Origin of the sequence: Stenotrophomonas chelatiphaga, assembly GCF_001431535.1 — a bacterium.
In the GTDB taxonomy this organism is placed as follows: Bacteria; Pseudomonadota; Gammaproteobacteria; order Xanthomonadales; family Xanthomonadaceae; genus Stenotrophomonas; species Stenotrophomonas chelatiphaga.
The window spans coordinates 1-13,930 of the sequence record NZ_LDJK01000112.1; the positions used below are offsets into that span (position 1 = coordinate 1).

At 68.7% G+C, this 13,930-nt stretch carries 9 protein-coding genes; 2 read left to right on the forward strand and 7 right to left on the reverse strand.

Translation table 11 applies throughout. The annotated features are described in order from the left end of the window. Window positions 1-902, reverse strand: a 902-nt coding sequence (locus ABB28_RS17160; RefSeq protein ID WP_057687574.1) for an FAD-binding oxidoreductase, incomplete at its 3' end; no start/stop codon positions are given. A gap of 93 nt (window positions 903-995) precedes the next feature. Here ABB28_RS17160 and fabR point away from each other — a divergent pair. Next, window positions 996-1,649 carry an HTH-type transcriptional repressor FabR gene (gene fabR / locus ABB28_RS17165; protein ID WP_057687575.1) on the forward strand — a complete coding sequence of 218 codons (654 nt, stop codon included), beginning with the start codon at window positions 996-998 and terminating at the stop codon, window positions 1,647-1,649. Window positions 1,650-1,833: 184 nt separating this feature from the next. After that, complete coding sequence (locus ABB28_RS17170; RefSeq protein WP_057687576.1) at window positions 1,834-2,811, forward strand: zinc-binding dehydrogenase; 978 nt, start codon at window positions 1,834-1,836, stop codon at window positions 2,809-2,811. A gap of 933 nt (window positions 2,812-3,744) precedes the next feature. Here the strand turns inward: ABB28_RS17170 and ABB28_RS18470 are convergent. From ABB28_RS18470 to ABB28_RS17200, 6 genes are all read right to left on the reverse strand, one after another. Then, the gene (locus tag ABB28_RS18470) at window positions 3,745-6,285 is read right to left on the reverse strand and encodes a methyl-accepting chemotaxis protein (protein ID WP_057687577.1); all 2,541 of its coding nucleotides are present in this window, start codon (window positions 6,283-6,285) and stop codon (window positions 3,745-3,747) included. A gap of 221 nt (window positions 6,286-6,506) precedes the next feature. Then, window positions 6,507-8,486 carry a choline BCCT transporter BetT gene (betT, locus tag ABB28_RS17180; protein WP_057687578.1) on the reverse strand — a complete coding sequence of 660 codons (1,980 nt, stop codon included), beginning with the start codon at window positions 8,484-8,486 and terminating at the stop codon, window positions 6,507-6,509. 154 nt (window positions 8,487-8,640) lie between these two features. Further along, window positions 8,641-9,570 (reverse strand): M14 family metallopeptidase, encoded by a 930-nt coding sequence (locus ABB28_RS17185; protein WP_057687580.1) that lies wholly within the window; start codon window positions 9,568-9,570, stop codon window positions 8,641-8,643. A 62-nt stretch (window positions 9,571-9,632) separates the two neighbouring features. Next, on the reverse strand, window positions 9,633-9,917 hold the full coding sequence (locus tag ABB28_RS17190; protein WP_042613608.1) for a DUF6959 family protein: 285 nt from the start codon (window positions 9,915-9,917) through the stop codon (window positions 9,633-9,635). Between the two features lie 132 nt (window positions 9,918-10,049). Next, window positions 10,050-10,898 (reverse strand): OmpA family protein, encoded by an 849-nt coding sequence (locus tag ABB28_RS17195; protein WP_057687579.1) that lies wholly within the window; start codon window positions 10,896-10,898, stop codon window positions 10,050-10,052. A 64-nt stretch (window positions 10,899-10,962) separates the two neighbouring features. After that, window positions 10,963-13,930 (reverse strand): YadA family autotransporter adhesin (locus ABB28_RS17200; RefSeq protein WP_211260409.1); only part of this gene is annotated, 2,968 nt, incomplete at its 5' end.

A 13,930-nucleotide genomic window follows, 5' to 3' on the forward strand; every position in this document is an offset into this window, starting at 1 on the left:
GCTTCCAGGCTGTCGAGCAACGGCCTGCCGCGCGGCACGCTCAACGTGCGGCCACTGCGGGCCAAGGTCAGCTGGACCTCGCCCTGGTCACCGGCAGGCACCGGTGGCGGGGTGAAGGCTTCAGCCTGGAAGCCTGCCACGTGATGCAGCAGGCGGTTGCGCGCGGCAGCCACGAAGCCGTCCGGACCACAGGCCAGCACGTGGCGCTGGGCCAGCGGCACATCGCCGAGGCTGTCGAAGACCACGTTGTCGATGCGTGCCGCCGGCGCCTGCGCATCGCGCGTGGCCAGCAGGCGCACCTGCAGTTGCGGATCGGCAGCCGCCATGGCCAGCAGCTCCTCGCGGAAGCTGAAGCCGGCGTGGCTGCGTTCCCAGTAATAAAGATCCACCGGTGCACCGAGCGGACGGCTGGCCAGGGCGCGCAGCAGGCTGCGCATCGGGGTGATGCCACTGCCCGCGGCCAGCAGCAGCAGCGGGGCTGCGGTCGGCACGGAAAAATCACCGAACGCTTCACCGATGTGGAAGACGCTGCCCTGCGGGGCCTGCGAAACCAGGTATCGGCTTACGCGGCCGCCGTCGACGGCCTTGACCGTGATCGACAGCAGGTTGCGACCGAGCACGGTCGGGCTGTAACTGCGCTGCAGCAGCCGGCCGTCGATCTCCACACCGAGCGTAACGTGCTGGCCGGGCTGCATGCCACGCCAGTGGCGATTGGTGCGCAGCACCAGGGTGCAGGCGCCCTCGCCGGCCGGCTCGCGCCGGACCAGGCGGGCCAGCGGCTGGCGCAGCGTCCACAGGCGGTTGACCTGCCCCGCCCAGTAGTCGAACAGCACCGGCGACAGCCAGCGATGGAGGGAGAGCGGCGACTTGCGATCGATCTGGGCGCGGGCGGCAGCGTTCATGGGTGAACTATACGTGCGCGCACACAGCTGTGTATACAGGTGTATATCAAACCGGATCAGGTATGATTCACGCTTGGTCCACCCGGTTACCCCATGCCCCCCATCGTCACGCCTCCGCCCGAAGACGCCACCCCGGTCCGCCGTACGGTGACCCGAGAGGATCTGATCATCGCGGCACTGGCACTGATCGGGCCGCACCGCAGCCTGTCCACCCTCAGCCTGCGTGAAGTGGCCCGCGAGGCAGGGATCGCACCGAACAGCTTCTACCGCCAGTTCCGCGACATGGATGAACTGTCCATCGCGCTGATCGACCTGGCCGGGCGTTCGCTGCGCACCATCATCGGCCAGGCCCGCCGACGTGCCACGGTATCGGCCACCAGCGTGGTCTGGGTGTCGGTGGAAACCTTCATGGAGCAGCTGCGCGCCGACGACAAGCTGCTGCACGTGCTGCTGCGCGAAGGCGCGGTCGGGTCGGATGACTTCAAGCACGCGGTGGAACGCGAACTGCAGTACTTCGAAGACGAGCTGCAGGTCGACCTGGTGCGGCTGGCCGCGATGGACGGGGTGCGTCTGCATGCCCCCCAGCTGGCAGCCAAGGCGATCACCCGGCTGGTGTTCGCGATGGGTGCCAGCGCCATGGACCTGCCGCCGGAAAAGGATGCCGAGCTGATCGAAGAGATCTCCACCATGGTGCGCATGATCATCGTCGGCGCCCGCACCCCGGCCGCCTTCCGCCGCAAGCGCTGACCCGGTAGTGACGGCCGCTGGCCGTCATGGGGCTCTCCCTCATTCTCTGACGGACGCTGGCCGTCATGACGCTCTCCCTCTGACGGCCAGCGGCCGTCACTACCCCCATCACTGTTGCCGTTGACCTGCCGTTACCGCGCGCGGTGGCACCCTGTGGCGCTCCCTCGAACACCAAGGAACCTGCATGCGCGCCGCCCTCCACGCCAGCTTCGGCGACCCCGCCTCCGTCCTTTCCGAAGGCCAGGCCGAGCTGCCCGAACCCGGTCCCGGCGAGGTGCGCATCCGCACCGTGCTGGCGCCGATCCACAACCACGACCTGTGGACCGTGCGCGGCCAGTACGGCTACAAGCCGACCCTGCCGGCGGTCGGCGGCAGCGAAGGGCTGGGCACCATCGATGCCCTGGGTGAGGATGTGGAAGGCTTCACGCTGGGACAGCGCGTGGCTGCCGCTTCGGTCCACGGCACCTGGGCCGAAGCATTCATCGCGCCGGTGCGGATGGTGATCCCGATGCCGGATGCGATTGCCGATGAAACCGCGGCACAGCTGATCGCGATGCCGCTCAGCGCGTTGATGCTGCTCGAATTCCTGAAGGTCGAACGCGGCCAGTGGATCGTGCAGAACACCGCCAATGGTGCGGTCGGCAAGACCCTGGCGATGCTGGCCAGCGCCCGCGGAGTGAACGTGGCCAACCTGGTCCGTCGCGATGACGGCGTGGCCGAACTGGAAGCACTGGGCATCGGCAACGTGTTTTCCACCGCATCGGAAGGCTGGCAGGACGCGGTGCGCGCACGGCTCGGCGACACGCTGGCGACGGCGGCGGTGGACTCGATCGGTGGCGCCGCCAGCGGAGCACTGATGGGGCTGCTCGGCGAAGGCGGCACGCTGGTGTCGTTCGGCTCGATGACCGGCGAACCGATGCAGATTCCTTCTGGCGATGTGATCTTCAAGCAGGCCACGGTGAAGGGCTTCTGGGGCAGCAAGGTCAGCCAGGCGATGGCGGTGCAGGACAAGCGCCGGCTGGTCGGCGAGCTGCTGCAGCGTGCTTCGGCAGGCGAACTGCAGTTGCCGGTGCAGGCGGTCTACCCGCTCGGGCAGATCGCCGAAGCCGCCGCAGCCAGCCTGGCGGGCGGACGCACCGGCAAGGTGCTGCTGCGCCCGTAAGCGCGGCCGCTGGCCGTCCGCTCCCCGCTTCGGTCGGGACGGCCGCTGGCCGTCCGCTCCACGCTCTGGTGGGTGACGACCGTTGGTCGTCCGCTCCCCGATTCGGTAGGGACGGCCGCTGGCCGTCCGCTCCCTGCTCTGGTGGGTGACGACCGTTGGTCGTCACGCGTGGGCCGTTGCCGCTGCGCTCGCCGGGCATGGCCCGGCGCTACCGAAGCAGTGCTCCGCACCACCGGTAGGGACGGCCGCTGGCCGTCCGCTCCGCGCCCTGGTGGGTGACGACCGTTGGTCGTCACGCCTGGGCCGTTGCCGCTGCGCTCTCCGGGCATGGCCCGGCGCTACCAAAACCATTGATCGGCACCGTCGGTAGGGACGGCCGCTGGCCGTCCGCTCCCCACTCTGGTGGGTGACGACCGTTGGTCGTCACGCCTGGGCCGTTGCCGCTGCGCTCGCCGGGCATGGCCCGGCGCTACCGAAGCAGTACTCCGCACCACCGGTAGGGACGGCCGCTGGCCGTCCGCTCCGCGCCCTGGTGGGTGACGACCGTTGGTCGTCACGCCTGGGCCGTTGCCGCTGCGCTCGCCGGGCATGGCCCGGCGCTACCGAAGCAGTACTCCGCACCACCGGTAGGGACGGCCGCTAGCCGTCCGCTCCACGCTCTGGTGGGTGACGACCGTTGGTCGTCACGCCTGGGCCGTTGCCGCCGCGCTCGCCGGGCATGACCCGGCGCTACCAAAGCAGTGCTCCGCACCACCGGTAGGGACGGCCGCTGGCCGTCCGCTCCGCGCTCTGGTGGGTGACGACCGTTGGTCGTCACGCGTGGGCCGTTGCCGCTGCGCTCGCCGGGCATGGCCCGGCGCTACCACAACCATTGATCGGCACCGTCGGTAGGGACGGCCGCTGGCCGTCCGCTCCCCGCTCTCATGGGCGCGCTCAGGCCGTTTCGGCGACCGCGGCACGCTGCGTGCGGCTTGATGCCTCGCGCAGGCGGAAGATCGCCACCGCCTGCTGCAGTTCGTGTGACTGCTCTTCCAGCGAACGCGCCGCGGCATTGGCTTCTTCCACCAGCGCGGCATTCTGCTGGGTCGCCTCGTCCATCTGCACCACGGTCTGGCTGACCTGCTCGATGCCCGCGCTCTGTTCCTGCGATGCCGCCGAAATCTCGGCCATGATGTCGGTCACCCGGTGCACCGAGCTGACGATGTCCTGCATCGTGCTGCCGGCCTGGCGCACCAGCTGCGCGCCCTGCTCCACCTGGCCGACCGAATCATCGATCAGGCCCTTGATCTCGCGCGCGGCGGTGGCCGAACGCTGGGCCAGGGCGCGCACTTCGGTGGCCACCACGGCGAAGCCGCGGCCCTGCTCGCCGGCACGCGCGGCTTCCACCGCGGCATTCAGCGCCAGGATGTTGGTCTGGAACGCGATGCCATCGATGACCGTGATGATCTCGGCGATGCGCCGCGACGATCCCTCGATGCCGGTCATGGTCTGCACCACCTGCTCCACCACGTCCCCACCCTGCGACGCCACCGCGGCGGTGCCCTGCACCAGCTGGTTGGCCTGGCGCGCATGGTCGGCATTCTGTCGCACGGTGGAGGTCAGCTCTTCCATCGACGCGGCGGTTTCTTCCAGGCTGGCCGCCTGCTGCTCGGTACGCCGCGACAGGTCCTCATTGCCCGCGGCGATTTCGCCTGCCGCGCTGTTGATCATCGCACTGGCCTGCTGGATGCCGCCGACGATGCGGGTCAGCTGCTCCACCGTGGTATCGGCATCGCGCCGCATCTGCGCGAACACGCCGTGGAAATCACCCTGCATGCGCGCGGTGAGGTCGCCACGGGCGATCGCCTGCAGCAGCCGCGACAGCTCGGCCAGGTTGCCATCGGTGGTGTGCATCAAGGTGTTCAGGCCCTCCACCATGCCGCGGAAATCGTGGGTGAAGCGCGCCGCATCACCGCGCTGGGTGAAATCGCCGGCCGCGGCAGCGTGTGCCAGTTGCAGGATCTGCGCGTTGATCGCCTGCAGGTTGGCCTTGGTGTCGCGCATCGCCGCGCTGATCATCGCCTTCTCGCCGGGCAGCTCCTCCATGTCCGCGCTCATGTCACCCACCGCGTAGCAGGCCATCACCTCCACCAGCCGGCGCTGCACGTCCACGTGCCCGGCCACCAGCATGTTGGTGCCGGCCACCATGCGCCCGTACTCGCCCGGGAACGCCTGCGCATCCAGCCGATGGCTGATCTGCCCTTGGTCATGCCGGTGGGCCATGTCGGCCTGCGCGGCGATCACCGCGCGCAGCTGGTCCTGCATCGCCCCCATCGAGGTCAACAAGCGTCCCACTTCGTCATTGCGCGCCACTGCGATGCGGCTGTCCAGGCGCCCCTCGGCCACCGCTGCGGATACCCGTTCGGCCTCGGCCAGCGGTTTGAGCACCAGCGCCCGCAGCAGCACGAACAACGCCGCGCTCAGCAGCACGGCCGAGAACAGGCCCACCGCCACGATCACCCACAGCAGCGTGCGCGCCTGCGCCATCACGTGGGCCTTGGGCACCGCGATACCCAGCGCGAACACCTGTGGCGCCGAGCCAACCCGCAGCGGCACGAACACCTGCAGCTGCTGCTCGCCGTTGAAGCGCTCCTCGCTGCTGACCGTCTCGCCCTTGGCCACGGCGGCCAGCATCGCCTGGGTACCGGCATCGTCACGCAGCTTGCCGACCTCGGCCGCATCCCGGCTGGCCATCACCGAACCGGCCGGCGACAGCAGCGTCGCGTGGCCGACCTCCATCGGACGCATCGCCGCGATGCGCGCCTGCAGGGTCGCCAGGGTGAAGTCCACCGTGATCACGCCCTGGTAGCGCCCCTCTTCGAGGATCGGGGTCGCCACGGTGGTCATCAGGGTGTCCTTGCCGGCCACCGGGTAGTAATACGGTTCCACCACCGCCTGGGCGATGGTCTGGCGGGGCTTGAGGTTCCAGTCGCCATCCCCGGGCTTTTCGTAATCGCGCAGTGGCTCGCGTACCAGCGTGCCGTCCTGCCAGGCCCACCAGGTCATGAAACGGCCGCTGCCGTCGTGGCCCTCGCTGTCCACGAACGCAGCGTCCTTGCCATCGAACGCATCGGGCTCCCACAAGGTGCCCATGCCGAGCCACTGCGGATGTGCCTGCAGCTGGGCGCGGATGATCTCGTTGGCGGCCGTGCGGTCCAGGCTGCCCAGCGATCGCTGCACGCTGAAGCTGTTGGCCAACGCCGTGCCGGTGTCGGCGGCCACCGCGATCTCCGCCGCGATGCGCTGGGCTTCCTGCCCGGCCAGGTCCTGCAGCCGCGCCTGCGCGCTTTCCAGCAGCGCGTCGCTGCTGCGCCAGTAGCTGATCACAGCGGTGAAACCGAAGCAGGCCAGGGCCAGCAGGCCGGTGCCGAGCATCAGGCGCCGGGCCACGCTGGGCGGGCGCCTGGAGCGGGAAGAGAGGGAAACGGCGCGCATCACGGAACTCGGAAGGGGGGCGGACAGCCTCTCTATCGACCTGTGTGACAGTTTCTTGACCGTCGCCCCGGCGCCAGGAACGCCCGCGGGCCGCCCGCTTCTGCGGTTGCCGCTGCGCTCGCCGAGCATGGCTCGGCGCTACCGTGGGTGACGTCCGTTGGTCGTCACGCCGTTGCCGCTGCCGCTGCACTCGCCGGGCATCGCCCGGCGCCAGCGGAAAATCAGCGGCTCAGGTGCAGGAACTGCACGTGGCGCTCGTACTGGCTGATGATGTCGTTGATGATCTGCTCGCGGCTGTAATCCACCAGGTCATAGTCCTGGCTGCCTTCGTAAAGATGCACCTCGGCCCGGTAGTAACGGCTGTTGCGCGCCTGGTGCGAGGCGAACGACGGTACCCGGTAGCCGGTCAGGATCACCCGGTACAGGAAATCCTGCTGGTCGCCATGGTTGACCGACAGCTCCATGTCACCCGCCTCGAGCCGCGTGGACACCTCCCAGCCATCCCCGCGCAGCTGCTCGGCGACCGCTTCCATGGCCGGCTTCACGTCGGCATCCATGAACCGGTACACCTGGTCGCGGACCGGGAAATTGACTGCCTGGCCCAGGCGCTGGCGCCAGCCCTGATGGTGCCGGCTGGCCCCCACCAACGGCGAGGCACGGTACTGCAGCGCCCGCTTGCGATGCGATTCATCGGCGAAGGACCGCATCAGTCCCCACGCCATCAGCAGCAGCACCGCGGAAAACGGCAGCGACGCCAGGACGACAGCCGACTTCAACGCATCCATGTTGCCGGCCAGCAGCAGGCCGGCGGTGACCACGGCGGTGACCGTGCCCCAGAAGACCCGCAGCCAGCGCGGACCGTCGTCTTCGGGCGCCCCGCCGTGCGAAGAAAGCGTGGACAGCACCACCGCACCGGAATCGGCCGAGGTCACGAAGAACACGAAACTCACCAGCACCGTCACCGCGATCACCGCCCGGCTCCACGGATAGCTTTCCAGCAAGGCGTACAGCACGGTGGGCGGGTCGTCGATGGCCAGCTGCGCCAGCTGCGACTGCCCATGGTGCAGCACCTGGTCCAGCGCACTGTTGCCGAAGATCGACAACCACGCCAGGGTGAAGCCGAGCGGAATCAGCAGCACGCCGAACACGAACTGACGAATGGTGCGGCCGCGCGAGATGCGCGCGATGAACAACCCCACGAACGGCGACCAGCCGATCCACCAGGCCCAGTAGAACACCGTCCAGCTGCCCATCCAGCCCGGCTTGCCGCCGTAGGCATACACATCGAAACTCTTGCCCACCACGCTGCCCAGGTAGTCACCGGCGTTCTGCATCAGCGTGCCCAGCAGGTACTGGGTGGGGCCGGCGAACAGCATGAACAGCACCAGCGCGATGGCCAGCAGCATGTTGATGTTGGACATCCAGCGCACGCCCTTTTCCACGCCGGTGACCGCCACCGCGACCGCCGCGCCCATCATCAGCACGATCAGGGTGATCTGCACGCCGTGGGTGTGCGGCACATCGAACAGATGGGCCAGGCCGGCGTTGAGGTGCAGCACGCCGAAGCCCATGTCCGCGCCGAGCCCGAACACGGTGGCGACAATGCCCAGCGCATCCACGGTGTAGCCGATCGGTCCGTTGATGCGGTTGCCGATCAGCGGATACAGGGCCGAACGCAGGGCCAGCGGCAGGTTGTGCCGGTAGGCGAAGTAGGCCATCGCCATCGCCGCCAGCGCGAACACGCCCCAGCCGTGCAGGCCCCAATGCAGGAACAGCAGCTGCATGGCCTGGCGCGCCCCGGCTTCGCCTGCCGCCGGATCACCCTGCGGCGGCTGCATGAAGTGGGTCAGCGGTTCAGACACGCAGAAGAAGAACAGGGTGATGCTGATGCCGGCCGCGAACAGCATGCCGGCCCAGGACAGATAGCTGAACTCCGGCTCGTCATGGTCGGCGCCCAGCTTGATGCTGCCATACGGCGACAGCGCGGCTACCACCACGAATACCAGGTACAGCGTCATCGCCAGCAGGTAGTACCAGCCCACGTTGGACGAGGCCCAGTCCTGCGCCTGCATCAGCATCCGCCCGGCCCCGAGCGGGAACAAGCTGACGAAAACCGCGAACGCCACGACGATCACCGAGGCAACGGCGAAGACAGGTCGCAGGGTACGCACCGGGGGGATGCCAGGCTCCAGTGCTTCCATGGACGGCCTACTCCAGATCAGTGATATATCCGTGCAAGTGTGGACGAAATCACATGGAGAACGAATGAAGAGCCGGCAAATTGCCCGCCAAGCCCGGTAGAACCGACGTCAGTCGGCTGCCGGGCCGGGCCCTGCGAGTGCTGGAAACGTCAGATCACGCGCGATCGGCATGCGCCAGCGCATGATCCAGCGCCGCCCGGATCGCCACCACCTGGGCCTGGTTGCACTGCGCCGGCGTAGCCCGCGGGCTGTCCGGATAGACTTCGGTGGTGGTGGTGTAACGGGCACCGGTGATGCCGGCACACAGGCCCAGCGCCACCAGTGGATACTCGATCACCCCGTGCGAGACCACCTTGGAGCCGATGATCTCCCCGGCCTCGTCGGCCGGCGCGATGTGGGTCACCTGCTCCACCGCCGCCACCACCGCCCGCTGGAACGCCGGCTGCGGGTTTTCGGTGTCATCCACCAGGTAGAAGCCATCCGGGATCAGGCCCGGCTCGAACGGCTTGCCGTCGCGCGCAGCCACTGCCGGGCGGAACTCGCTTTCGTCGCTGTCGGTGGTCTCGTGCAGGTCGATGTGCAGCACGAACTGCGACTTCAGCGGGGCCACCAGCTCGATCAGCGCCGTCGATTCGCGCGCTGGACCGCCTGCGCGGAAGTTCCGGTTCGGGTCGATGGCATCGAAATTCCAGCGGTTGATACGCTCGTAGCCCCATGGATTCACGCAGGGCACCACCAGCAGGTTGATGCGCCCGGCGTAGGCGGCGGCATGCTGCTCGAGAAACTCTAGCGCGCCCAGCACGCCGCTGGTTTCATAGCCATGCACGCCACCGGTCACCAGCGCCGCTGGCAGTGACCGGTCCCAGTCGGGGCTGCGCAGGGCCAGCAGCGGATAGGTCTCGCCGGCGTAGTCCAGCGCACCGTACTGCAGCCGTTCGAAGGTGCGCGACAACGCATCGATGCGCGGCAGCACGTCCTGGTCGAAACGGCGCAGGCGCTGCTGCCGGGCACGCCACTGCGTGCGCTCGGCCTCGCCCCAGGGCTGGCCGGGGGTTCCCACGGGATAGAAGGCAACAGGGGTCATGGTGCGCTCGCGGCAGCGGAAATCAGCACGCATTTTAGCACTGCACCCGCCACCGCCCGGTGTCAGCCCATCGCCTCGCCGGCATCGGCCAAGCGCTCTTCGATCTGCGCATACCAGTCCTGCAGTACTTCGATCAGCAGGTCCATCTCGGCATCGGCCCGGGGCAGCCGCCCGGCACGCAGCGATACCTGCGCCTCCTGCAGCTGCGCGATGAATCCGGCCACGGTGTCGGACTGCACGATCAGGCCGGGATGGCGGCGCCCGGGAAGGCGCACCACGGCATGGTTGCCGAGCTGTCCGTACAGGCTGATCGTGGTGTAGGTCTTCATGGCCAGTTGGGCGTTCATACGATCCTGCCTGGAAAGAACTGGTTCACCGGCACGCGCGGGCTGGACGGGGGAGACGCTGCCGCGCGTGCCGGGGAACCAGGGGGACACGGGATGTGGGCCGGCCCGCAGGCCGCCCACGAAAAGGAAAGGTCAGTCGATCCGGGCACGCCCGGATATCTGCACCCGGCGGTTCGGCGCAAGGCAGGCGATCAATGCCGGCTGGCTGCGCTGGTCGCACTGCACCAGCGGCTCGGCATCGCCGCGACCTTCGGCACGGATCGCCTCGGCAGCCACCCCGCCATCCACCAGCGCACGGCGCACGGCCTCGGCGCGACGCTGTGACAGCGCCTGGTTGTAGGACGCGCTGCCGATGCGATCGGTGTAACCGACCACCTCGATCCGCTGTACCTCGCTGGCACGTTGCACCTGGCCAAGTACCGCGTCCACCGCGCGGTGGCCGGCGGCACTCAGTTCGTCACTGTCGAAATCGAACAACGCATCGGCGGCCAGCCGCAGCGGCTCGCGCGGCAGCGCGGCCGGTAGTTCGGCGCGGGGCGGCGGCGGCGGTTCGACCAGCGCCGCGCACGACTGCGGCTTCCAGTAACCCCCCTGGGCAATCCCCTTGCCATCGAACCGCACCTGGAACTGGCAGGTGAAGTACTCACCGCGCTGCGGCGTGCGGAAGTTGAACAGGTAATTCCACTCGCGCACGCCCCACATGCCCTCGTTGAAGTGCGGCGTGCCCAGCAAGGCGTACAGCTGGCGCTTGCTCATGCCCGGCGCGAAGCGCCGCAGGTCGGCCGGGTCGGCGAACACGCCTTCCTTCAGCGAGGCCTTGCCGGGGTCCGGGAAGCTCACGGCTTCGTCGGCGCTGCTGCTGGCAAGCGGTGCCTCGCCCGCCGCGCCATGGCTGCGGCAGCCGGCCAGCGTGAGGCAAGCCAGCAGCGCAGGCAGCAGCACCGCGCGCAGCGCCTTGTCATGTGTGATCGTCGTGTCCATCAGGTTCCCCCTGTCATTGCTGGAGCCTGGACGGGCCGGCATCGCGCCAGCCCGTCCGGCGTGCTTACCACTGGATGCCGGCACCTACGGCCACCCCGCCATCACCGCGGGTGTTGGTTGAACCGCTGAACTTGTAGATCCAGCGCCCGCCATCGGAGACGCCGGAAAGACCGACCGCCATGCCCGATTCGCCGTTGAAACTGCCCGCCGCGAACGAGGCCATGCTGCGGCCCGCCTCGCTGGGCTGCGGCAGCGAGGCCACCGCCATCGCCGAGGCGATACCGGCCGATGCACGGTCGTCGGTGCGCTTCAGGTTGCGGTCGAAGCTGTCCATGCGCTCGTCGGTATAGGCCTTGGACCAGTCCAGCGTCTGCGCCATGCCGCTGCGCAGCTGGTCGACGTTGACCGCATCGGTATCGGCGGTGCCGGCAGCGACGTTGCGCACCTGGGTCGGTCCGCTGCCGGCCTGCCCCAGGGTGACGCTGCTGAAGTTGGTGGTGCCATTGGTGTTGTTGTCATAACGCAGCGTGCCCTGCTGCGAGGCCTGCAGCTGGCGGACGTTTACCGCATCGGTGGCCTGGCTGCCATCGGCCACGTTGGCGATCTGCCGCTCCGCGCCTGCGCTGCCCACCGACACCGTGTTGGCACGGTCGGCGACCGAGCCCGCACCCAGTGCAACGGTGTTGTCGGCCCGGGCCTGCGCACCGTTGCCCAGCGCGGTGGCATTGGCACCGGCGGCGCTTGCACCGGCGCCGCCGGCCGCCGCGTTCGCCCCGCTGGCCGACGGATTGGCCAGCCCCTGCGAGTTGTTCACCTGGAACATGCCCGAGGTGCCGTTGTTGATGTTGTTGATCTGCTGATCGGTGTAGCTCTTGGATTCGTCGATCGCGTAGTTGACCCCGTTCTGCAGTTGGCCGACGTTGACTGCGTCATAGCGTTCGGAGCCGTCCGCAACATGGGTGACCTTGCGCTCGCCCCCGCTGCTGCCCACCGACACTTCGCCCGCCGAATTGCTGGCCCCTGCCTGGCCGTAGGCGCCGGTGTAAGCCGCCTGTGCGCCGGTGTCGGCGACCGAGCCTGCGCCCAGCGCCACGCTGTTGCCGGCAGATGCATCGGCACCATCGCCGATCGCCACGCTGGCCGCCCCGGCTGCGCTGGCTTCGGGCCCGACCGCCACCGCGTCGACGCCGCTGGCGGTAGCGCCGGCCTTGGCCGAATTCACTGCCAGGAACGGGTTGCCACCGGCGATGGTGTCGATGCGCTGGTTGATGTTGAGCAGCGAGGAATCCACCGCCGAGAAGGCGACCGTCACGTTGCCGTAGTCATTGCCGGTCACCGTGCCATCGGTGGCGATGGACGATATCCGGAAGGTCGGCGCGGTCCAGATGTTGCTTCCGCCGTCATACATCGTGGTACCTCCGAAATAGTTCGCCACGGCCTGGTTGGTCGCCGACAGCTGGTTGCCGGTGACCGCCTGGCGGCTGCCCGCGGTCACGCTGCCATCGGCCAGGTTGTCCAGCAGCACCGCACTTCCGCTGCCATCACCGGCCAGGGTGATGCGGTTGCTCGCATTGCCCGCCCCATCGGCGTCGTACTTCACCGCCAGGCGGTCGACCGTATCGGTCTTGTCGGCAACGTTGGCCAGCGAACTGCTGACCGCGTCGAAGGCGCTGCCAACATCGTTGTAGTCGCCACTGCTGACGCTCCCATCGGCGGCGACGTTGTTGAGGGTGTAGGTCGGTGCGGTGACCGCCCCGCTGGCATCCACGCCGGCACCGCCACCCAGCCGGGTGGCCACGGACTGGCTGCTGGCGAACAGCTGGGCGCCGTTGATCGCTTCGCTGCTGCTGGCCGATACCTCGCCTGCACCCAGGTTGCTCAGCGTGGTCGCGGTGGCGCCGTTGCCCAGCGTGGCGCTGCTGTAATCCACGCTGCCATCGGCGGCGATGTCATAGCGCAGCGCACCCTGTTCGGACGCCTGCAGCTGGCCCAGGTTCACTGCATCGGTGGCCGCCGTCGCATCGGCGACGTTGACCAGCTGGCGCTCGGCGCCGGCAGCACCGATGGACACCGTGCCGTCGCGGTCGGCGATGCTGCCCGAGCCGATCGCCACCGCGTTGGCCGCCGCAGCGCTGGCGCCGCCACCGATGGCGACCGATTCCAGGCCGCCGGCCGCAGCATCCACGCCCGCCGAATTGACCTTGAAGAAGCGCGATGCCTCGCCGTTGCGGATGTCATTGATCTGCGTGTTGAGGTTGACCAGCGAACCGTCCACCGCCGCAAAGGCATCGCTGGCGTTGTCATACACCGCCGGGGCGAGCACGCCGTCGGCTGCCACCGAGGTGATCGCAAAGGCCGGAGCGATGAACAGCGCGGTGGCCGGATCGAACGCGGTGGTACCGCCGAAATAGGCCACCAGCGCTTCATTGGTGGACAGCAACTGGGCGCCGGTGATCGCTTCGGTGCTGCCTGCCGCGACCAGGCCGTTGCTCAGGTTGCCGAGCCGGGTGGTGCCGCTGCCGTTGCCCAGCGTCGCGTTGCGGTAATCGACGCTGCCGTCGGCGGCCGCGTCGTAGCGGACCGCGCCCTGCTCCACCGCCTGCAGCTGGCTGACGTTGACGGCATCGTTGGCATCCACGCCCTCGGCCAGGTTGGCCAGCGTGGTGGTGCCGGTACCGCCGCCGAGGGTGGCGCGGCGGAAGTTGGGCGCGCCGGTGCCATCGTCGTCGTAGGTGATCGCCATCACGCCGGCGGCATTGATCAGGTCGACCGCACCCTGCAGCTGCGCGACGTTGACCGCATCGGTCGCCAGGCTGCCGGCCGCCACGTTGCTGATCTGCCGCTCGCCACCCGCAAAGCCCACCGACACTTCGCCACTGGACACCTGCGCGGTGTCCAGGCCGTAGGCGTTGTAACTGGCCTGTGCGCCCCGCAACGCGCTGGAACGGTAGCCCAGCGCCACGCTGTTGGCCTGGTTGGAGGTGGCTTCGGCGCCCAGCAGCACCTGGCCGTTGGCGGTGCCGCTGGCGCTG

What these genes read in the sequence shown, in the direction of transcription:
- betT (WP_057687578.1), bottom strand. Translation starts at nt 8,486, where the DNA reads ATGGAAGCACTGGAGCCTGGCATCCCCCCGGTGCGTACCCTGCGACCT.
- fabR (WP_057687575.1), top strand. Translation starts at nt 996, where the DNA reads ATGCCCCCCATCGTCACGCCTCCGCCCGAAGACGCCACCCCGGTCCGC.
- ABB28_RS17195 (WP_057687579.1), bottom strand. Translation starts at nt 10,898, where the DNA reads ATGGACACGACGATCACACATGACAAGGCGCTGCGCGCGGTGCTGCTG.
- ABB28_RS18470 (WP_057687577.1), bottom strand. Translation starts at nt 6,285, where the DNA reads ATGCGCGCCGTTTCCCTCTCTTCCCGCTCCAGGCGCCCGCCCAGCGTG.
- ABB28_RS17190 (WP_042613608.1), bottom strand. Translation starts at nt 9,917, where the DNA reads ATGAACGCCCAACTGGCCATGAAGACCTACACCACGATCAGCCTGTAC.
- ABB28_RS17185 (WP_057687580.1), bottom strand. Translation starts at nt 9,570, where the DNA reads ATGACCCCTGTTGCCTTCTATCCCGTGGGAACCCCCGGCCAGCCCTGG.
- ABB28_RS17170 (WP_057687576.1), top strand. Translation starts at nt 1,834, where the DNA reads ATGCGCGCCGCCCTCCACGCCAGCTTCGGCGACCCCGCCTCCGTCCTT.